Below are 21,131 nucleotides of genomic sequence, written 5' to 3' on the forward strand. Positions count from 1 at the left end.
TTGTGACAAATTCTGGCCAATGGCATATTCATATCGATACGGGGGGTACCTTCACAGATTGTATCGCCGAAGATCCCGAGGGTGAAATTCACCGGGTTAAGGTACTGAGCAGTAGTAGTCTGAGGGGTAGGATCATTCGTAAGATCGACCCTTATAATTATTCGTTCGAAGCTCCCTGGAATTATCCGGGCTTATTACTCGAAGGATATACGATACTGGTACCTTCTCGGGGCATCCAATCCAAATTGCTCGCCATTGACTACCGAAATCATATTCTAACGCTGGAAAATAATATACCGGCACTCAGCAACTGCGATTTCGACCTTACCACCCAAGAAGAAGCCCCCGTGTTGGCTATTCGGCTGGCTACCCGTACCAAAATCGGAAGCCCCTTCCCTCCTATCCATTTGCGACTCGGCACTACGAAGGGGACGAATGCGCTGCTCGAGAAAAAAGGGGCAAAAAGCCTGTTGGTGGTCACCAAAGGGTACCGTGACCTGTTGCGCATCGGCACCCAGCAGCGCCCACACCTTTTCCAACTTGCTATTCCCGATCCGGAGCTCCAGTATGCTGACGTCTTCGAAGTGGACGAGCGGATTGATGCAAAAGGCGATTCGCTCACGCACCTCTCTCCTACCGAGCTCGATCGTTTGTTAGCCCACATCCAGGAATCTGACTTTGAGGCAGTCGCCGTATCGCTTCTGAACGCTTACAAAAACCCGGCCCACGAAAATCTGCTCACGGATTTTGTGAGGAACAATACCGATCTCTACGTTTCGTCGGCCGTGGAACTTTTCCCTCAGATCAATTACCTGCGCCGCACCCAGACGGCCGCCATAGATGCCTATTTGTCTCCGATTATAGATTCGTACCTGAATAGAATACGGAAAAGCCTGAAAGGTACCGGCATTCAGGTAGCAACCAGTGCTGGGGGGTTGGTCAATAGTGCTCATTACCATGCCAAAGATAGTTTGCTCAGTGGCCCGGCTGGTGGGATGATCGCTGCTACCCGGTTGGCCGAAGTGCTCGGGATAAGTAAGATATTGACTTTTGATATGGGAGGTACGAGTACTGATACGGCTCGTATCGACGGCCGCCCCCAACTGAGCTATATTACTAAAATCAACAACTACGAACTCCTCAATCCATCCTTTGCCATCGAGACGGTCGCGGCAGGTGGTGGTTCCGTCTGCTGGTACGATGGCTATACCTTACGGGTTGGCCCGCATAGTGCAGGCGCAACCCCGGGTCCCGCCTGCTACGGGGCGGGTGGTCCCCTGACGGTTACGGATGTCAATTTGTTACTGGGCAAGTTGGAAACCAGCCAATTTGAAATTCCCATCAGCCCCGGTGATGCGATGGATGCACTCCACAAGCTGATTGAGGATATTGCCCACAAGACCGGCAGCACCTTGGGGGGAAGAGAAGTTTTGAAAGGACTGGAACGGATTGCCAATGAAAAAATGGCGGAGGCCATCCGCAAAATTTCAGTCAGTCAGGGGGTCAACCCATCCGAATATGCCCTGATGACTTTCGGGGGAGCGGGTGGCCAGCACGGGTGTCAGCTGGCCCAACTCCTGAATATTGATCGGGTGATCATTCCCCGCGAGGCTGGTTTGTTCAGTGCCGTCGGAATTGGACAGGCGCAGCTAAGCCGGATCGCCACCCGGCAGGTACTTCAACCCTGGAAGGATTGCCATGAAAAAATACCTTCCTGGATTCTGGAAATGGAGGACCGATTATCGCAAGAACTAGATACGGAAGGAGCAGCAGTTGTCGAACTTGGTTTCTGTTCTCTGTTTCTCCGTTTTACCGGGCAAGAAACGACTCTGGAAATCCCCTACCATGCCACCGAATCCCAAGAGATTTTCCGGCAATCATATCTCAATCTGTACGGGTACCTACCTACCAATAAATCGATCGAACTGGAAAGTATTCGCCTGATGATGCAGGAGAAAAAAGAGTTTCCAAGCCAAGGTGCCTTTGAATTCATACCTATCCAAGCCCCTTCGGTGCGCAAAGCATCGGCACCGTTTTCCGGGGGCAATTCCTGGCCAATCTATCATCGGGCCGACCTGATGCCGGGTCATTTTGCTATGGGTCCCTGTGTGATTACCGAAAGCAATTCCACGACTTATGTTCCCCCGGGCTGGCAGTTTTCAGTCCAGAGTTCAGGGGATTTGATCATATCCCATACCAATCCAGCGGAACATTCGGTTTTGGAAGAACGACCCGAAGAGGTAGAATTGGAGCTATTTACCAACCGATTTTACGCGATAGCCGAAGAAATGGGCGTACAATTGCAACGAACAGCCTTTTCGGTCAATGTGAAGGAGCGTCTGGATTTCTCCTGCGCCCTGCTCGACGCCGACGCCGAGTTACTGGTCAATGCCCCCCACATACCCGTACATCTGGGAAGCCTGGGACTTTGCGCCCGGTTGGTTCGAGAAAAAATTACGATTGGACCAGGGGATGTCGTTATTACTAATCACCCCAAATACGGTGGCTCGCACTTGCCCGATGTCACTTTACTGGCCGGGGTTTATACCGTCGATGCCCAGCTGGTAGGGTACGTAATGAATCGGGCACATCATGCCGAAATTGGAGGTACCCGGCCTGGTTCTATGCCACCCGATGCGAACTCACTGGCCGAAGAAGGCGTCACCATTTTGCCACAATATCTGGTTAAAAAAGGGGTACCCCAATGGGATTCCATGCGTGCGCTTTTTACGGAGGGTACCTACCCTACCCGGATGTGGGTCGAAAATGAAGCGGACATGATAGCCGCGCTCTCTAGCCTGCGTAAAGGGCAGACCGATTTACTCGCTCTTGTTTCCCGATTCGGCCTCACATCGGTCCGGTATTATATGGGCAAATTGAAGAGCAATGCCCATGCCCAACTCCAAATAGCGCTTCGCCCCTACGAAAATAAAAAAATGATGGCTTCGGAATTCCTGGACGACGGCCACCGAATTGCCGTTCAGATCGAAGTTCAACCGGGCCGAATCCTTTTCGACTTTAAGAGTACCTCCCACGTACATCCTCATAACCTGAACGCCAACCTCTCCATTCTCCACAGTGCCATCCTGTATGTACTCCGGATTCTGGTGGACAAGGAAATACCGCTAAATGATGGACTAATGAAGGATGTGCATATTTGCCTTCCCGAGAATTCCCTGCTCAACCCCCATTTTGAAGATGATCCCGCCCTCTGCCCGGCGGTGGTGGGTGGTAACACCGAGGTAAGCCAGCGGTTGGTGGATACCCTCCTCAAAGCCCTTGAACTAGCCGCCTGTAGCCAGGGTACCATGAACAATTTTCTATTTGGTAACGACCACCTGGGCTACTATGAAACCATTGGGGGAGGTGCCGGAGCCGGCCCGGGGTTTCATGGCCGGTCCGGGGTTCATCAGCACATGACCAATACCCGCATCACCGATACGGAAGAACTCGAAAGGCGCTATCCGGTTCGGATTCCCCGATTTGAATTGAGGAGTGATTCGGGGGGAAAAGGGCAATGGCATGGTGGCGAAGGGATTGTGCGCGAAATCGAATTTCTAGATGATCTGGACATTACGCTCCTGACCCAGCACCGTTATTTTGCGCCCTATGGCATGGCGGGAGGCGAAAATGGCAAGTCGTCCGACCATACCCTGATCCGAGCCAGCGGAAAAATCGAAAAGTGTCCGGGCGTGTGTAGTGCCCACGTGAAAAAGAACGACCGACTGCTGATCGAAACCCCCGGTGGGGGCGGTTACGGTGAACCTCACTGACCCGCCCGTATGAAATCGCTCTCCTTCAAAAATGGTTTTTCGCGTCTCCTGTTCTGGTCGGTTATCTCGGCGGCTTTCATTGGGCCAGGTACAGTCACGACCTGTTCGCTGGCCGGAGCTACATTCGGCACTTCGCTGCTCTGGGCACTTACCTTTTCCACCCTTGCCACCATTGTTTTGCAGGAGGCGGCCGCTCGCCTCACCCTTGCCTCAACCCAGAGCCTGGGAGAAATCCTGGTTCAACGCCACGGGCTGCGCGGCCGCTGGCTCAATCGTCTGCTGGCGGGTGGAGTCATTCTGGGATGTGGAGCTTACGAGGCGGGGAATCTGCTGGGAGCAGTGGCCGGGGTAAGGTTGATTCTTGCTATTCCCATCTGGAGCATTAGTCTCGTTTTGGGAATTGCGGCCTACTTCATGTTGAGTATTCGTAACATTTCGCTTCTCACCCGCCTCCTGGGTGTGCTGGTTTTCATCCTTGGTTTCGCTTTTATTGTGGTGAGTCTGGGGGTACCTGAGAATCCGTTGGATATCGTGGCCAATACGGTTCTTCCGCAATTTCCTCAGGGATCAGCCCTGCTGATTACCGGACTGATCGGTACCACCATCGTACCTTACAATCTGTTTCTTGGTTCAGGCATCGGGCAAGGACAGACCGTGTCCGAGATGCGCCAGGGATTGATTCCGGCCATTGTGATTGGTGGTCTGGTTTCAATGGCCATCGTGGTTGCAGGTACCCTGATTGAAGGTGAGTTCAGTTTTCCGAACGCCGCCCAGGTGCTGGGAGAGCGCCTGGGTACCTGGGGTGAATGGCTCTACGCCTTGGGATTGTTCGGGGCGGGCTTCACTTCCTTAGTGACAGCTCCTCTGGCCGCTTCCATAACCGCCAAAACCCTGCTTTCTACCACGGACAGGCAAACTTCTTATGTTTGGAAGGGAGTGCTACTCCTCGGAGTCATATTTGGAATTGCCCAATTCAAACCGGTACCGGTCATCTTAGCGGCGCAGGTTGCTAACGGATTGTTACTTCCCTTCGTTACCTGGCAACTCTTCCGTTGTCTGAACGACCGGCAAATCTTACCGGAAGCATTTATCAATTCCAGGATACAGAATATACTTTTCTTACTGATTTTTTTGGTTACGCTCTATTTGAGTGGCAATACCCTGTATGCCGTTTTGAAATAGTAAAATCCGCTATTTTGGTTCACCAGCGCCATCCCGCTTTTATACCCATCCACTGATTCTGCTTCGGCGCACCATTATAATAGCGGTTTCCGAAAGCATTCAAATCATAGCCCAAACTATAAATATCAGCAGAAACGTAGTCTGCAGATGCTGATAGCTCGGAATACAGGTGCTGTCCCCAGTTTTTCTTCCAGACGATCCGGAGCGAAATTTGATCATACGAGGGCGCTTCTACAGAATTGGCGTCGTTCAGGAATACTTTATCGACGAATTGATAGGTAGCATACAGGGCAATCCCTTTCCTCAATCCCAAATCCAGCCCAGTATTTTGTGAAAAGGCGGGGATACCGGGCAATCGGTTTCCGTTCAAATCAGTATCGGCCTGTTGATAGTTCCGGAAGCGATAGTTGGTCAGGTTACCTGCATTCCATATTTTCAGACTTTGCACAAATCCCAGATTTTGAAGTACCTCGTAGTCAAATCGCCATTCGAGGCCTTTCTGGTTGGTTTTACCGGCATTGATAAAGAATTCGGCCCCCTGCGCATCCGATCGCCGGACAATCATTTGATTGAGCGAAAATTGGTAAGCATTTACCTCCACCTGGAAACGATTCCCTACCCGACGCAATGATAGCTCCTTGTTTAGGCCTACTTCAGGTTGCAGATCGGCCCGGAATCCTCCGGCGGACGGGCGAATTTCCTGCAAGGTAGGAGGCGAATAGCCCGAACTCAGCGAAGCTGTCAGGGACCAGTTTTGGAGGAAAGTCTTGTTTAGTGCCAATCGGGGACTGACGACCTCATTGAATTTCAGTTGCTGATTTTCATAGGGGGCTGGGAAAAAGCGCTCGTAGGAAAACTGATACGCATTCAGACTAATGCCCGCATTCAGAGTGAAAGACTGCAAGAACTGCAACTCGGCCTGAGTGAATGCCGATGCATTGGCGCTTCGGATATCTTCGGAAGTCTGGAAACCGGCGGGGGTACCCTGGGCGTTTTCATAATTCCGCTGGGCCGATTTCCCGTATTGCCACTCGAATCCGCTGGTCCATTGCAAGTCGGTTTTGCCAAAATCTTTTGAAAACGTCCATACATTCCGCCCACCAAAACCCTGCTCATCCCGTTTTTCATAGTTTGAAATAAATGGATTGGCAAAATCATTCGCACTCACGTAGAGCGACAGAGACTGATCCCAATGAGTGGACAGAGCGTATCGGTGCTGGACTCCCAAAAGCGTATACCGCGTGTAAATGCCCGCATTCTGAATCACACTCCCCGGCAAGGTCGGGGTAGGTTGGCGGGCCAGTGTTGGATCTTTCTGGTATTGGGCCAGGTTGATACCCCCGGGAGTCTGGTAATGCAAGTCTGAATAAATACCCAAGAGAGATAAACTGGATTTCTCACCGATGTGGGATGTGGAGTTAAACTGAAAAACATCCCGAACCATACTACTCTGCTCACGGTACCCCTCCTGCTGCTGATGACCGTACCGTACGGCCACATCACCCACTTTCACCTCCGTATTCCGACTTTGGTAGCCATATTTCCCATAACCCAGTGACTGCTCAATTTTATTGGATTCAGCCACTCCGGACGTAGAAAGCAATACCACCCCTCCGGTTCCCGCGCCATAGATACTGCTGCCCGGACCTTTGATGATTTCCATGCGGCCTACCGAATTAAAGTCAAGGGAATTCAGGGGTGTGTTGCCATTGGCATCCGTGAAGGGAATTCCATTCCAATAAAACTTCACGTTCCGAACCCCAAATGGGGAACGCAACAGGCTACCCCGTACCGAAAAGCGGTAACTTCCCGGCGAGCGCTCCTCCATCCGTACCCCCGGTACCGTGTTGACTGCATTGGTAAACGTAGTTGCAGCGAATCGTTCCAGGGTGCGGGGACTAATGATACCGACAGAGGCGGTAGTTTCCAGCACGGTACGTTTCGATTCAAAAGCAGTGACCTTCACTTCTTCTAGCTGATTGACTTCCAGGGTATCACTTTGGGCTACCGTCAGGTACGGCAAAAGCAGAATAGAAGTTGAAAGGAAAAGGGGTATATGATTTTTCATAAATAAGCTAATATTTCCTCAAAGGTTTAGAAGGTACCTTGCTCGTAGGGATCGTTGGTATTAAAAAAAGACCCCGATACGAATACATCAGGGTCTTTTATAAAAAGGTTATTCCAGGGGTACCTTAGGCGCCTACCGAACGACGAATGATATTCAGCGCCGAACCTGCCTTGAACCATTCGATTTGTTGGGCGTTGTAAGTATGATTAACCAGAATATCCTCAGTAGTACCGTCTGCATGGTGCAGTACCACTGTCAACGGGCTACCCGGAGCAAAGGATGTCAATCCTTTTATGTCTATAGTGTCGTCTTCCAGTACTTTTTCGTAGTCCGACGGACTGGCAAAAGTCAGGGCCAGCATACCTTGCTTTTTCAAATTGGTCTCGTGAATACGGGCGAATGATTTAACCAGAATCGCGCGTACCCCAAGGTGACGTGGCTCCATGGCGGCGTGTTCGCGTGAAGAGCCCTCACCGTAGTTTTCATCCCCTACCACAACGGTTCCAATACCCTCAGCTTTGTAAATACGCTGGGTAGCAGGTACCTCACCGTATTCTCCCGATAGCTGGTTTTTTACTGAATTGGACTTATCGTTAAAGTAATTGATCGCCCCAATGAGCATATTGTTGGAAATATTGTCCAGGTGTCCGCGGTACTTAAGCCAGGGTCCGGCCATCGAAATATGGTCGGTTGTACACTTGCCTTTGGCTTTGATCAACAGTTTCAATCCGAGCAAATCGGTACCTTCCCACTCCTTGAAGGGATCGAGCAATTGGAGGCGGTCTGAATCCGGATCGACCGCTACCTGCACCTGACTTCCATCTTCGGCTGGTGACTGGTACCCTGCGTCCTCTACCTCAAAACCCTGAATAGGCAATTCGATTCCCTTGGGTTCGTCCAGCATGACGTTCTGCCCGTCTTCGTTAGTCAACGAATCCTTCATCGGGTTAAAAGTCAGATCGCCCGCGATTGCGAAGGCCGTTACGATTTCGGGCGAGGCCACAAAAGCGTGAGTACTGATATTTCCGTCGTTACGTTTGGCAAAATTCCGGTTGAAGGAAGTGATAATCGAATTCTTGCGGGAAGGATCGTCCATATGGCGTGCCCACTGCCCGATGCAAGGTCCGCAGGCGTTCGCCAGTACAACCCCACCGATTTTCTCAAAAGTATCCAGAATTCCATCGCGCTCGGCGGTAAAGCGAACCATTTCAGATCCGGGAGTGATCGTAAATTCCGCCTTCGCTTTGATGTTCTTTTTAGAAGCCTGACCCGCCACGGAGGCAGCCCGGGTCATGTCTTCGTAGGAAGAGTTCGTGCAGGAACCAATCAAACCCACTTCCAGCCGCTCAGGCCAATTGTTTTCCCGTACGGCTTGGGCAAACTTGGACAACGGCCAAGCCAAATCGGGGGTAAAAGGTCCGTTAATATGGGGTTCAAGCGTTGATAGATCCAGGTGGATCACCTGATCGTAATATTCTTCGGGATTTTCGTATACTTCTTCATCGGCCCGTAAGTGGGTCCGTACTTCATCGGCAGCATCAGCAATATCGGCGCGTTCGGTGGAACGCAGGTAATCGGCCATTTTATCATCATACGTAAAGAGAGATGTCGTAGCCCCGATTTCTGCTCCCATATTACAAATGGTACCCTTTCCGGTACACGACATGCTTTCGGCGCCCTCGCCAAAATATTCGACGACATAGCCCGTACCACCTTTTACAGTCAGTTGGCCCGCCACCCACAGTATCACATCCTTAGCGGAAGTCCAGCCTGAGAGCTTACCTGTCAGTTTTACCCCAATCAGGCGGGGCATTTTCAATTCCCAGGCCAGGCCCGACATCACATCGCTGGCATCGGCACCGCCGACCCCAATAGCGATCATCCCCAGGCCACCCGCATTCGGCGTATGTGAATCGGTGCCGATCATCATACCGCCCGGAAATGCGTAGTTTTCAAGTACCACCTGGTGAATAATACCCGCACCGGGCTTCCAGAAGCCAATGCCGTACTTGTTGGATACGGAGGCCAGAAAATCATAAACTTCCTTATTTCTATTTTTAGCAATTTCAAGGTCCTTCTCCGCACCTACCTCCGCCTGAATCAGGTGATCGCAGTGCACAGTAGAAGGTACCGCCACCTGGGGCCGGCCGGCCTGCATGAATTGCAAGAGGGCCATTTGCGCCGTTGCGTCCTGCATAGCTACGCGGTCGGGAGCAAAATCCACATAAGCCTTCCCCCGCTCATAAGGTGTCGTAGCAGTCCCCTCCCAAAGGTGTGAGTACAATATTTTTTCTGCCTGAGTAAGGGGACGCCCTACTACCTGGCGGGCAGCGTTGATACGTTCTTCCATGCGGGCATATACGCCCTTGATCATGTCTAAGTCAAATGCCATACGTTTGGTTTGCTTCTATTGGATGTTAGGTTTCAAAAACGGTTAAAAGTACAAAATTTCAGCAATTTTCGGCTTTTTCATTTTTCTAAGCCCTGTGACTTTCATAAGATTCTTCTTAAATTTGTACTATACTAAAACTATAATGAATCGTTATTTTTAATATCGAAAACAGAAAAGTACAATTTATTGTTATCTTAAGGTACCTGCCAAAATTGTATCATGCAACAATCCATTTATACTCTCTGTTTATCTTTCGCAGGAATCTATTCTATCTTTGAAGCAGGCAAAGCACCATTTTCTAATAAATAAAACGACCCTACTATGTCTAAAAATCTGGTGATCGTTGAATCACCGGCGAAGGCCAAAACCATAGAAAAATACCTTGGAACCGATTATACCGTCATGTCAAGTTACGGCCACGTACGTGACCTTCCTGAACACGACATGGGTGTCGATACCGAAAACAGATATGCGCCCGTTTACGAAATTTCAGGCGATAAAGTAAAGGTAATCAATGAATTAAAAAAACTTGCCAAATCATCGGAAGTATGGCTGGCCACGGATGATGACCGCGAAGGGGAAGCCATTTCCTGGCATTTGAAAGAGGCGCTGGGCTTGCCGGATGCCACCAAACGAATCGTGTTCCGGGAAATCACCAAATCCGCTCTGCAAAATGCCATCAGCAAGCCCCGGACCATCGACATCGACCTGGTGAATGCCCAGCAAGCCCGCCGGATACTGGATCGGCTGGTAGGGTACGAGCTCTCTCCGGTTTTGTGGAAAAAAATCAGGATTGGCAAATCATCTCTTTCCGCTGGCCGTGTCCAATCGGTGGCGGTACGGGTCATTGTAGATCGGGAACGTGAAATTGAAGCTTTCCAAAGTAAGAGCAGCTACAAGATTACTGCCCTCTTTGATTTGGGAAATGGTAAAATCCTGAATGCCGAATTACCTAAAAACTTCGAAACGCAGGCCCAAGCCGAAGATTTTGTCCGGAAGTGTGTAGGTGCGATTTTTCAAATCAAAAACCTTGAAACTAAACCCGCCAAGAAAACGCCTGCCCCACCTTTTACAACCTCTACCTTACAACAGGAAGCCTCCCGCAAACTGAGTTTTTCGGTTTCTCAAACCATGACCGTGGCCCAAAAGCTTTACGAAGCCGGAAAAATCTCCTACATGCGGACGGATTCGACGAATCTTTCCGAGGAGGCCATGGGCAAAGCGAAGGATCAGATCAGCCAGGAATACGGTCCTGAATACCACCACCGTCGGGTCTTCAAAACAAAATCGGAGTCGGCCCAGGAAGCACATGAAGCCGTTCGGCCTACCGATTTTTCGACTCTCGTCGCCAGTCGGGACCGGAATGAGCAGCGCCTGTACGAGCTAATTTGGAAACGGGCAATTGCCTCCCAGATGGCCGACGCTCAGCTTGAACGTACCACTGCGACGATCGGAATCTCAACTACCACCGAACAGCTAGTCGCCCAGGGAGAAGTCATAAAGTTTGAAGGGTTCCTAAAGGTGTACCTTGAATCAAGCGATGAGGAGGATGAAGAGCAGAAAGGCATGCTACCTCCCTTGAATATAAATCAGGTCCTGAACCTGGATCATTTGAAAGCTACAGAGCGATTCAGCCGGAACCCGCCCCGCTACACGGAAGCAAGTCTGGTTAAAAAACTGGAAGAAATGGGCATCGGTCGTCCATCTACCTACGCTCCCACGATCTCGACCATTATTCGGCGCGAATATGTGGTAAAGGAAGATCGCCAAGGACAAGAAAGGGAATACAATGAAATCACCCTTAAAGATAATCAGATCAAGACCAAGGTCAATACTGAAACGTTCGGGACGGAAAAAGCCAAACTGTTCCCTACCAGCGCCGGGATGATCGTGAATGACTTCCTGGTCAATCACTTCGAGGATATCGTCGACTTTTCTTTTACGGCCAATGTCGAGAAGGATTTTGACAACATTGCGGAAGGCAAGGTTCAGTGGCAGGACATGATCGACCGCTTTTACAAAAATTTCCACCAGAAAGTATCCGACGCCGAAGGGGAGAAAATTGACAAAAGCCTGACGACCCGCCTGCTGGGGGAAGACCCTAATTCGGGAAAACCAATCAGTGCCCGCATTGGCCGCTACGGTCCTTACGTGCAGATTGGCGATGCGGAGGATGAGGAAAAACCAAAATTTGCCAGTTTGCTGAAAGGCCAACTCATGGAAACCATCACGCTGGAAGAGGCCCTGGAACTATTCAAGCTACCCCGCGAGGTAGGTATGTACGAAGATCAGGCACTTGTAGTCAATATCGGCAAGTACGGGCCCTACGTGAAGCATGATGGCAAGTTCTATTCGCTTGCCCCAACAGACGACCCGATGGCGGTTACGACCGAGCGGCTCATTGAGATCATTGGCGAAAAGCGGAAACTGGATAGCAATAAGGTAATTCGCGAATATGACGAAAATCCTAATGCAAAGGTACTGAACGGAAAATACGGCCCCTACATTTCGTTTGGTAAGCGCAACATTAAGATACCGCGCGGAACCGAACCCGCGGAACTTACTTATGAGGACGTACTGAAATTAGCAGAAGGTACCGAAGAAAAGCCAACCGCCAAAGCGACCAAACCTAAAAAAAAGGCGGCTCCCAAAAAAGCCAAGAAAGGCTAAACCGCAGGTAACGCCACTTGACGACCAACTAAATAATCATAATGGAAACGGCTACAAACCAGTAGCTGTCAGTAACTAAAGATGAAAAAGCTCGTGGTACTTTCCGGAGCGGGCATCAGCGCTGAAAGCGGGATCAAAACTTTCCGTGACAGTGGTGGCCTATGGGAAAATCACCGGGTGGAGGATGTGGCCACTCCGCAAGCCTGGGCGCGGAATCCCCGATTGGTGCTGGAATTTTATAATCAACGCCGGAAGCAGGCCCTATCCGTTGAGCCTAATGAAGCGCACCGCATCCTCAAAGAGCTCGAAGAGTACTTCGAAGTCACGATCATCACCCAGAATGTGGATCACCTCCACGAGAAGGCGGGTTCGACCCGGGTGGTACATCTGCATGGTGAATTATTCAAATCACGCAGCAGCAGCAATCCCAATCTGATCTATGAGATGAAGGGCTGGGAGTTGAAAGAGGGGGATTATTGTGAGGAAGGCAGCCAGCTCCGTCCGCATATCGTATGGTTCGGAGAAGAGGTACCTATGATGACCGAGGCTACGTACCTCACTGAACAAGCCGATGTATTTGTAGTTATAGGTACCTCCTTAGCCGTCTATCCGGCTGCCGGATTGGTTTACTACGTGCAGCCGGGTACCCCGATCTACCTCATCGATCCGGCCCGACCCGACATTAGGTTAACTAAAAATATGACTTTCATCCAGGAGAAAGCTACCGTAGGAGCGAAAATCCTGTTCGAAAAACTATTGAAGGAAATAACCTGAGCCCCTATGATTGAGAATAAGGTATTACTGAATAATGGCGTTGAAATGCCTCGTCTGGGACTGGGTATCTATGCTCCCGGCGAGAAAAATGAAGTGAGCCGGGCGGTGCGCTGGGCGTTAGAAACCGGTTACCGCCTCATTGATACAGCTAGCGTGTACCAAAATGAAGAAGAGGTAGGCCGTGGAATGAAGGACAGTGGGATCCAACGAAGTGAAGTGTTTATAACTTCCAAGGTTGGAAATGATGAACAAGGCTACGATCAGACGTTGCGTGCCTATGACCAAAGCCTAAAGCGGCTTCAAACCGATTATCTGGACCTGTACCTGGTACATTGGCCCATACGGGATACCCGGAAGGAAACCTGGCGGGCGCTCGAAACTCTGTACAATGAAAAACGGGTACGGGCCATCGGGGTTTCCAACTATTACCAACCGCATCTGGAAGAGCTCTTCGCGTATGCTTCGGTGGTTCCGGCGGTCAATCAGTTTGAGCAAAGCCCCTTTCTATACCGCCCCGAATTGCTGGCTTATTGCCGGGAAAAACACATTCAACCCGAAGGGTACTCACCGCTCGTCCGCGGACGGAAAGAATCGAACGAGGTACTCGAATCCATTGCCACCCAGTATGAGAAGTCTACCTACCAGGTTCTCATTCGATGGGGTTTGCAGCAGGGCCTTGTCACCATTCCAAAATCTACGAACCAGAAACGGATTCAGGAAAATTTTGACGTATGGGATTTTGAACTGTCGGAGGGCGATATGCAGCAGCTCAACGCGCTCAATGCCGATGTTCGCGTTGCTGATGATCCCATGGATTATTAATAGAAGTTCTGGTTGCTAAATCAACAACCATTTAGGCATTAACTTATTCAATCATTCAATAGTATACCACAATGCAGCTACTGGACGGCAAAATTCTTTCCAGCCAAATTAAAGCGGAAATAAAGCAACAGGTAGAAGAATGGACCGCTCAGGGGGGCAAGAAGCCCCATCTGGCCGCTATTCTGGTCGGAAACGACGGAGCCAGTGAAACCTACGTGGCTTCAAAAATACGAAGCTGTGAGCAAGTAGGCTTTACCTCTACTCTTATTCGCCTGGCAGCCACGGCTACCGAAGCCGAGGTACTTTCGGCAGTCGAATCCTTGAACCAAGATGCCGACGTGGATGGCTTTATCGTACAGCTTCCTTTGCCTCCCCGTATATCAGAAAACAGAATTATGGAAGCCGTCAACCCAGCCAAAGATGTCGATGGGTTCCATCCGGTCAATGTGGGCCGCATGTGTAAGGGATTACCAGCTTACCTTTCGGCTACCCCCTTTGGAATTTTGGAAATGTTGGAAAGAGCTCAAATCGAAACCAGCGGCAAGCACTGTGTCGTAATCGGGCGAAGCCAAATCGTCGGCCTTCCCATGAGCATCCTGATGCAGCGCAATACCTACCCTGGCAACGCCACCGTGACGATTTGTCATTCCAAAACCCACAATTTGAAAGAAATTTGCCGGGATGCCGACATTCTCATCGTCGCATTAGGGCGTCCTGAATTCGTGACCGCTGACTATGTAAAAACTGGCGCGGTCGTGATCGACGTAGGAATTACCCGTGTGGAGGATTCAACCAAGAAAAGTGGTTTTGCCATCAAGGGCGACGTAAAATTTGACGAAGTGGCTCCCCAATGCAGTTATATAACTCCCGTACCTGGAGGAGTAGGATTGATGACGATTTGTGGCCTGCTTACCAATACTTTAAAAGCAGCCAAAAGAGAGATCCAATTTTAAAAAATCCTAGGATGTTTCCTCCACCCAGCCAAATACTAAACTGAATGGCCGCAATTAAGCCATGGGAAATCTGAAAAGTACGATTTAATCCGTCAAAAATACCGGAATAAGTCCTTTCACGTGCTTTTTACTATTATTTTTGACAAAAGTGGTAGTATAAAGTTTTCCAAAGGCCGGTATGAGCATTGTCAGCAATAACATCAAGTACCTTCGTCGTCTGAATGGTTTGACCCAGGAGCAGTTCTCCCGAAAAATCGGGATCAAACGATCCTTGCTGGGTGCTTACGAAGAAGCCAGGGCAAACCCGAATCTTACCAATCTTAAAAACATGGCCCATGCTTTTGGGGTTTCGGTGGACCAGTTACTGAAAAATGATCTGCGCAGATTACGGGAAACTCCTGATTTAGGACTACCCTTCAACCCGGCAGCCCCTGCCCCGCCGGCTCCCCTCATGCGCGAGGTAGCTACCATCCAGCCCCAGCCATTGGCGGCCATCGTCACTAAATTCCAGCCTCCAAAGCCGACCTTACGCCTGGTGGCCCGACCTATTGCCCTGAAGCCCATTCATCGGGAACATTTTACCCGTGGGGCGGCACCGGTACCTTCCTCCTCCGCTTCTGCTCCGCTTCGTTTTAACAATCATTACGAACCTACCTCCCCCGACAGGCCCATGCCCCGGGAAGAGCCAAAGACACCCGAGCAAACCATTCAATGGGTTAAGCGGAGTGACGTTAATGAGTACCTGGCCAATCATCAAAACGCTGCTTACCTTCAAAGGCTACCCTACTTCCAGCTACCTTCGCTGCCGTCGGGGCACTACCGGGCGTTTGAAGCGGGTCAGGACTTTACCTACCCCGGCGCACTTCTAATCGGTACTTTCGTGCGGAACTGGTACGACATTAAGGATGGGCAACCGTATGTGATTCTGATTAAGACGACCGGTATCGTATCGCGCCGGGTTTTCAATCACGTAAAGGCCCGGGGGGTGCTGTTGCTTCGTTCGGACCATGAGGCTGTTCCCGATCTGGAGGTACCTCTGCGGGATGTGCTCGAGGTGTGGGAGATAAAAGCTTTCCTCAGTCAAGCCATGCCCGAAGCAAGGCCTACTTTCCCAAAGCTCATGCATTTGCTCGGTGAGTTGCGGGAGGAACTGAACCGGACCGAACTAACGGACCGCCTCCTCTCGTAGCTGGTCCATTAGCAGTACGATCTTGGGCAAAACTTTACTCTTGGGTGTGGGCTCCACCAGAGTTTCATTAAACTCGTACCATACGCCATCGCCTACTGCCAGGTACTTTCCGCTAAAGCGAGGCTCTTCATCAGGATTTTGCACAGGCAGAAAATCCGCTTTGAAAACCGTTTCCATTACCTCTTTTGTCCATTTCCAATTTAATGAACTGGCTGGTGCATCATTGATTTTCACCGAAAAGTTCCGATTCACAAAGGAAGCATCGACTTGGATCCGGAGTTCGTTCCTGGCCTCAATTTCCAGGTACTCCATTTCAAAAGCACGTTCTTTGCCCGAAGCTTCATAAATAGCCTGAATCAATTCCTGCTGAAAGTAGTCCCATGCGGGCCGGTCGTTGGGTGTAAAAACGGCCACTTTGTCCGTACGTAGCTGAATTTCGACTACTAGGTAGTTCTCGTTTTCCCCAACCTCCTCGGATGTCATAGGCACCAATTTGTCCATCATCGTGGTCAGTTCAGTTTGCCAGGTTTGCGGAAGGGTACTTACCCAGCTATAATCATCGTTTAGGGAAAAGCCCTCTTCCAGAATCATTTCTTCGTCCAGCTCATCGCGGTCCAGGTAATGCAGCTCCAGATCTATCCCAAGTTTTTTTCCTTCAAAGGTAAGTTGAAGGGTATAAAAATAGCTATACGGAGCCGGCAGCCCGGCGGCAGTCTGAAATTTTATCCGAATGGATTTCCAATCCTTCATAGGATCATTCATAGGAATCAGGAAAAAAATAGGAATGAGCCGTTGCTCTCCGGTCAATTTTGTCCGTGGCAGTTCGTGTAAAATTGTCCACCCCGTACACCGCCTTGGGTACCTCGTAGGTGCTCACCCGGGTGGCAAATTTGGCCAAAAGATCGGTAATGTTCACCACTGATGGTTTATTTTCAATAAAAAGCACTAATTTCTGTCCAAGTTTTTCATCCTGTTCATACCAGTGAAAAATAGAATTCATTCTATTCATCCCAGCCAGAATTTCCTCGACTACCCGGTCGAGTTTGTCGAGTTGTATTTTGATGCCCCCCGAATTGATGACCGAATCGGCCCGGCCCAGCCATAAAAACGAACGTCCTGGCTCCAAAGATACTAGGTCGTTGGTCTGGATAGTTTCATTATTCGTCACCGATCCCCGCACCCACAAGCACCCCCGTACGTCTACCCCGTACTCTACTCCCGCAAGTACCTGGTAAGCCACAGTCCGGTTCGGACCGTTGACCCGTCGGAGCGCCACGTGCGATACCGTTTCAGTCATACCGTAACTTTGGTATACAGGTACCTGCAATTGCTGGATTTCAGATTCCAATGTCAGGGAAATTGGCGCGCCCCCCAATAGAATTTTGCCGCATCGATCCACCTGAAATCGAGTTGAATTTTCCTGCAAGCAAGTGGCCAATTGCATGGGTACCATAGCTACAAAGTCAATGGGAATGCCTGAACCCAAGGCAGCCAAGGGGTTAGCGACAGGCTCTATCACCACGATCTCCCAGTCCAGCACCATGGCGCGTACCAGCATCATTCGGCCTGCGATGTAATCGGTGTTGAGGCAAACCAGGGCTCGGGTACGGGCAGGAAGATCCAGCGCAGCCCCCGTCATGGTAGCCGAGGCCTCCATTTGGGTCCTTTTTACCCTGATTGGCTTAGGTACCCCGGTAGAGCCTGATGTATTCATCACAAAATCCGTTTCCCCTTGCATCCAGGCCAGGGCAAAGTTGTAAGCCTCCCGAAAGTAGGGTATGGTCGGAGGCGGCTCCTTGATAAGGCGGTGACGATCGGTGATCCAGCTATTCATACGGGTACTTTAAGGGCAAAGTTCGGCAATAGGTTTTGAAGCTACGGCAAACTATCCGTAATTTTGCCCATATCAAGAAAACAGCATGGATTCGGAAGACACCAACGAAAAGATAGCCCTGAACCCCGGACTGCTCGGATATGCTCATACCGTGGGGGGAGCCGTGATCCGACCCGAGGATATGGGGAAGGTCAAAAGCCGTTCACTGCTGGCCATGCGGCAACAGACGGACATCCAACTGGCCCAACTTTACCAACAAATGCAGCTTTTGGCCGATCAGGCCAGGCTCATCAGTCAACGCGTTGAAATTTCTGAACGTATCTACGCCGCCCGGATGAACTTCGAGCCCCTGGTTGGTAACATTTACTATCTGTACGAACAAAAAGATGGTCAGGACGCCCTTTCGATCATCGCACCTCAGGAATGGCGTCGTTCCCAGCCCTTCAGAGCTTTTGTAGCCTCAGCCACTCTTCTTGCCGACCACACCTGGGATGTGCATTTTTCACAAGAAAATTCAACGTCTGTCCATGGATGAACCCTCGGTTGAACCCACTTTAAAATACTGGATTGTCAAATCCGAGCCTTTCAAATATTCGTGGGATGACTTCGTTAATGAAAAGCGAAGTGTATGGGAAGGGGTAAGGAACTATCAGGCCAGGAATAATTTGATGGCCATGCACCTAAACGATCTGGTGCTTTTTTACCATAGTAATGAAGGCAAAGAGATTGTTGGTCTGGCGCGGGTCGTGCGGGAACACTATCCCGATCCTACTACGGACGATTCACGCTGGGTTGTAGTGGATTTGGAACCCGTCGAACGTTTTCCTAAAACCGTACCTTTGGCCCGAATTAAAGCCGATTCGCGCCTACAGGAACTTTCCCTGGTGCGGCAGTCGCGCCTTTCCGTTCTACCCCTGCACCGTGCGGAATTTGACATACTCGTTGGTATTGCCTATGAATAATCACATTGGAATGGCACGTGCCTTGATCTTATTGGCATGTCTCGTTGTTTCTTTTGGGCGGCTTGAAGCTCAGGAAATCAAGCGTATCGAACTACCCCTACCCACCAGTAATGAAGCGTACCAGACCGTACCGCTGGGCGAGAAGGGAGTACTTTTGATTTCACAGCCGGGCCGTAATTCTTATAATGTGCAGCGGTTTGACACCAATCTGGAACGGCTTTGGTCAATCGATGGTACTATTGAGAACAACCTCGATTACGTGACCTCTACTTACGATGGCGGGTCGGTGTTTTTGCTGTTCAGCCGCTACCGTAGTTCCATTTACCAAATCGTCAAAGTCAATATCGGTCCCGGTTTCGTAGAGACTTTTACGATCAATACGCTGGACCGTTTTCAGATTACCGATTTTAAAACGATGGGTTATGGTCTTTTCATGGCGGGTACCGTACGGGATGAGCCTATCCTGATCCATACCGATCTCACCACTCTCCAGACCAAGGTACTTCCCACGGCCATTAAAGGCTCCAATGCCATTCAGTCCATTGAAATAGACACTACTCATCGTCTGGTCAACGTGAGTTTTGCCGTTAAAAACCGTAAACAGATTCAAATTGTGGCCCGGTCTTATTACGAAACGGGTCAGTTGTACAGTCAGGTAGTCGTGCAGCCCGATGACGACTATTCGTTTTTGAATGGCCGCCTACAGGTCCTGAATGATTCCGTGAAGTTGATGATCGGTACCTATGGATACCGCAATATGCAGAGTGCCAATAATGCGGCTTCACAGGGATTGTTTATTACAAAAATCGTTGAGGACGAAGTCGTTTTTACCCGTTATCACAGTTTTACCGATTTCAGCAATTTCTTCTCATTCATGAATGATCGTCAGCAGGAGAAGATGGAGCGACGGATCAAAAAAAAGAAAGATGGCGGCAGCGATTTGAAACTCAACTACCGTTTACTGGTGCACGATATTGTGCAGAAAGACGACCAGTTCATTTTGGTTTCGGAGGTTTTCTACCCTGAATACCGAAGCAATACCAACAACCTAATGGGCATGAACTCGTTCTACGGAAACCCCTGGCTATATGGCTCACCCTTCGGATCGGGCCTCTACAACCCCTACCTTTGGAATCCCATGTACGGATCGCGCGGGGGGTACTCTAATCAGATTTTTGACGGATTCGTCTATACACACGCCATTGTGGCCGATTTTGATAAGAACGGCAAACTCATCTGGGACAATAGTATTAGCTTCGATCATGTCAAAAGCATGGAATTGAAAGAGAAAGTAAACATACAGGTATCCGACCAGGGACGCACGCAACTGGTCTATAGCAAGGATGGCGCCATTACCAGTAAGATAATAAAAGCCGATGAAGTGATCGACGGAGGGAAAAAAGTGGAACTACCCACCGGAGTAGAGGGAGACAAGGTCCGTAAAACCACTACTGATGATGTAGAATACTGGTTTGGTAACTATTATCTTGCCTGGGGAGTGCAGCGCATCGTAAATCCGGCCGGGGATGTGCAGACTCGGGGACGCCGCAATGTATATTACCTGAATAAAATCTCCTTCTGACTTTGATCCTACTCACCCCTACCCTACACACCGACTACGAACTGCTGGATTGCGGTAATTTTGAAAAACTCGAACGATTCGGTTCTTACGTTTTAGCACGTCCCGAACCTCAGGCCGTTTGGGACAAATCGCTTACTGACGCTCAATGGAATGATCAGGCGCACGCCATCTTTAGTCGTGACAAGGGGTCTCAGGAGAAAGGGAACTGGCGGCTGCAGGCCAAAATGCCCGAACGCTGGACCTTTTCATACGCTACCCCATTACTTGCTTTAAAAGCAAAACTGGCTTTGTCCTCTTTCAAGCATGTAGGTATTTTTCCCGAGCAAGCTGTCAACTGGGATTATATCGCCGATATCACACGGACCATGTCCGTTGATAAACCTACCGTGCTCAATCTTTTTGCCTATACGGGGCTGGCATCGCTGGCTGCGAAATCCCACGGTGCGGATGTCACGCATGTGGATGCAGTGAAACCAGTTATCACCTGGTCGCGGGAAAATATGGAGCTTAGTGGTCTGGATGGAATCCGTTGGGTAGTTGAGGACGCTTTGAAATTTGTAAAGCGTGAGGTACGCCGGGGAAAAAAATACAATGGGCTGATTCTTGATCCGCCCGCGTACGGCCGGGGCCCCGATGGAGAAAAATGGCTCTTAGAAGAACAGATTAATGAATTGCTGGGCTTGTGTGCTTTACTTCTTGAAAAAGACAACTACTTTTTTGTCATCAATCTGTATTCTCTGGGGTTTTCTGCCCTCATCCTGGACAATCTGGTGGAAAGTCACTTTGGAAAAATCATGAACTACCAGTCCGGCGAGCTTTACCTGCAGGATTCCTTTGCTAAAAAATTACCTCTGGGCGTATTTTCCCGTTTTTCAGATATTTCTGTGTAAAATAGCGATATTATCCCCAATTTTGTGTTTTAGAAAGGCA

General features: G+C 49.9%; 15 protein-coding genes. 11 read left to right on the top strand and 4 right to left on the bottom strand.

The annotated features are described in order from the left end of the window. Positions 1 to 2: 2 nt before the first annotated feature. A complete protein-coding gene (locus tag GBK04_RS24810; protein ID WP_373331319.1) occupies positions 3 to 3,773 on the top strand; it encodes a hydantoinase B/oxoprolinase family protein in 3,771 nt (1,256 codons plus the stop codon). Between the two features lie 9 nt (positions 3,774 to 3,782). Further along, a complete protein-coding gene (locus tag GBK04_RS24815; protein ID WP_152764391.1) occupies positions 3,783 to 4,955 on the top strand; it encodes an Nramp family divalent metal transporter in 1,173 nt (390 codons plus the stop codon). A gap of 19 nt (positions 4,956 to 4,974) precedes the next feature. Here the strand turns inward: GBK04_RS24815 and GBK04_RS24820 are convergent, their stop codons facing one another. Next, positions 4,975 to 7,023, bottom strand: coding sequence for a TonB-dependent receptor (locus tag GBK04_RS24820; RefSeq protein WP_152764393.1), 2,049 nt, complete (start codon positions 7,021 to 7,023; stop codon positions 4,975 to 4,977). 124 nt (positions 7,024 to 7,147) lie between these two features. Beyond that, on the bottom strand, positions 7,148 to 9,415 hold the full coding sequence (locus GBK04_RS24825; RefSeq protein WP_152764395.1) for an aconitate hydratase: 2,268 nt from the start codon (positions 9,413 to 9,415) through the stop codon (positions 7,148 to 7,150). Between the two features lie 321 nt (positions 9,416 to 9,736). On the opposite strand from GBK04_RS24825, the gene topA reads away from it, so the two are divergent. The 5 genes from topA to GBK04_RS24850 all read left to right on the top strand — a co-directional run bounded on the left by topA (position 9,737) and on the right by GBK04_RS24850 (position 15,823). Further along, on the top strand, positions 9,737 to 12,085 hold the full coding sequence (gene topA, locus GBK04_RS24830; protein WP_152764397.1) for a type I DNA topoisomerase: 2,349 nt from the start codon (positions 9,737 to 9,739) through the stop codon (positions 12,083 to 12,085). A gap of 81 nt (positions 12,086 to 12,166) precedes the next feature. Next, the gene (locus tag GBK04_RS24835; RefSeq protein ID WP_152764399.1) at positions 12,167 to 12,859 is read left to right on the top strand and encodes an SIR2 family NAD-dependent protein deacylase; all 693 of its coding nucleotides are present in this window, start codon (positions 12,167 to 12,169) and stop codon (positions 12,857 to 12,859) included. Positions 12,860 to 12,865: 6 nt separating this feature from the next. Further along, positions 12,866 to 13,681: an aldo/keto reductase gene (locus GBK04_RS24840; RefSeq protein ID WP_373331320.1), complete on the top strand. Its 816-nt coding sequence runs from the start codon at positions 12,866 to 12,868 to the stop codon at positions 13,679 to 13,681. A 71-nt stretch (positions 13,682 to 13,752) separates the two neighbouring features. Continuing rightward, positions 13,753 to 14,634 (top strand): bifunctional methylenetetrahydrofolate dehydrogenase/methenyltetrahydrofolate cyclohydrolase FolD, encoded by an 882-nt coding sequence (gene folD / locus GBK04_RS24845; protein ID WP_152764401.1) that lies wholly within the window; start codon positions 13,753 to 13,755, stop codon positions 14,632 to 14,634. A gap of 178 nt (positions 14,635 to 14,812) precedes the next feature. Then, positions 14,813 to 15,823, top strand: a complete 1,011-nt coding sequence (locus tag GBK04_RS24850) for a helix-turn-helix domain-containing protein (RefSeq protein WP_152764403.1) — start codon at positions 14,813 to 14,815, stop codon at positions 15,821 to 15,823. On the opposite strand, the gene GBK04_RS24855 is transcribed toward GBK04_RS24850, so the two are convergent. Both GBK04_RS24855 and GBK04_RS24860 read right to left on the bottom strand, forming a co-directional pair. Continuing rightward, positions 15,800 to 16,585, bottom strand: a complete 786-nt coding sequence (locus tag GBK04_RS24855) for a hypothetical protein (protein ID WP_152764405.1) — start codon at positions 16,583 to 16,585, stop codon at positions 15,800 to 15,802. The two genes, GBK04_RS24850 and GBK04_RS24855, sit on opposite strands and share 24 nt — an antisense overlap. Next, positions 16,578 to 17,657 carry an AMP-binding protein gene (locus GBK04_RS24860; RefSeq protein ID WP_152764408.1) on the bottom strand — a complete coding sequence of 360 codons (1,080 nt, stop codon included), beginning with the start codon at positions 17,655 to 17,657 and terminating at the stop codon, positions 16,578 to 16,580. Before GBK04_RS24860 ends, GBK04_RS24855 begins: the two co-directional genes overlap by 8 nt. An 85-nt stretch (positions 17,658 to 17,742) precedes the next feature. Between GBK04_RS24860 and GBK04_RS24865 the strand changes: the two genes are divergently transcribed. From GBK04_RS24865 to GBK04_RS24880, 4 genes are read left to right on the top strand one after another with little or no spacing between them, the layout of a single operon-like run. Further along, positions 17,743 to 18,192, top strand: coding sequence for a DUF2452 domain-containing protein (locus GBK04_RS24865; RefSeq protein WP_152764410.1), 450 nt, complete (start codon positions 17,743 to 17,745; stop codon positions 18,190 to 18,192). Continuing rightward, a complete protein-coding gene (locus GBK04_RS24870) occupies positions 18,185 to 18,619 on the top strand; it encodes an EVE domain-containing protein (RefSeq protein ID WP_152764412.1) in 435 nt (144 codons plus the stop codon). Before GBK04_RS24865 ends, GBK04_RS24870 begins: the two co-directional genes overlap by 8 nt. A 10-nt stretch (positions 18,620 to 18,629) precedes the next feature. Next, entirely contained in the window at positions 18,630 to 20,201 is a 1,572-nt protein-coding gene (locus GBK04_RS24875) for a hypothetical protein (RefSeq protein ID WP_373331321.1), read from the top strand. 2 nt (positions 20,202 to 20,203) lie between these two features. Beyond that, on the top strand, positions 20,204 to 21,091 hold the full coding sequence (locus GBK04_RS24880; protein ID WP_152764414.1) for an RsmD family RNA methyltransferase: 888 nt from the start codon (positions 20,204 to 20,206) through the stop codon (positions 21,089 to 21,091). Positions 21,092 to 21,131: the final 40 nt, after the last annotated feature.

The organism is Salmonirosea aquatica, from assembly GCF_009296315.1.
Lineage (GTDB): Bacteria > Bacteroidota > Bacteroidia > Cytophagales > Spirosomataceae > Salmonirosea > Salmonirosea aquatica.

Coding starts and splice junctions, on each gene's coding strand:
- GBK04_RS24815 (WP_152764391.1), top strand. CDS start 3,783: ATGAAATCGCTCTCCTTCAAAAATGGTTTTTCGCGTCTCCTGTTCTGG.
- GBK04_RS24820 (WP_152764393.1), bottom strand. CDS start 7,023: ATGAAAAATCATATACCCCTTTTCCTTTCAACTTCTATTCTGCTTTTG.
- GBK04_RS24825 (WP_152764395.1), bottom strand. CDS start 9,415: ATGGCATTTGACTTAGACATGATCAAGGGCGTATATGCCCGCATGGAA.
- topA (WP_152764397.1), top strand. CDS start 9,737: ATGTCTAAAAATCTGGTGATCGTTGAATCACCGGCGAAGGCCAAAACC.
- GBK04_RS24835 (WP_152764399.1), top strand. CDS start 12,167: ATGAAAAAGCTCGTGGTACTTTCCGGAGCGGGCATCAGCGCTGAAAGC.
- GBK04_RS24840 (WP_373331320.1), top strand. CDS start 12,866: ATGATTGAGAATAAGGTATTACTGAATAATGGCGTTGAAATGCCTCGT.
- folD (WP_152764401.1), top strand. CDS start 13,753: ATGCAGCTACTGGACGGCAAAATTCTTTCCAGCCAAATTAAAGCGGAA.
- GBK04_RS24850 (WP_152764403.1), top strand. CDS start 14,813: ATGAGCATTGTCAGCAATAACATCAAGTACCTTCGTCGTCTGAATGGT.
- GBK04_RS24855 (WP_152764405.1), bottom strand. CDS start 16,585: ATGAATGATCCTATGAAGGATTGGAAATCCATTCGGATAAAATTTCAG.
- GBK04_RS24860 (WP_152764408.1), bottom strand. CDS start 17,657: ATGAATAGCTGGATCACCGATCGTCACCGCCTTATCAAGGAGCCGCCT.
- GBK04_RS24865 (WP_152764410.1), top strand. CDS start 17,743: ATGGATTCGGAAGACACCAACGAAAAGATAGCCCTGAACCCCGGACTG.
- GBK04_RS24870 (WP_152764412.1), top strand. CDS start 18,185: ATGGATGAACCCTCGGTTGAACCCACTTTAAAATACTGGATTGTCAAA.
- GBK04_RS24875 (WP_373331321.1), top strand. CDS start 18,630: ATGGCACGTGCCTTGATCTTATTGGCATGTCTCGTTGTTTCTTTTGGG.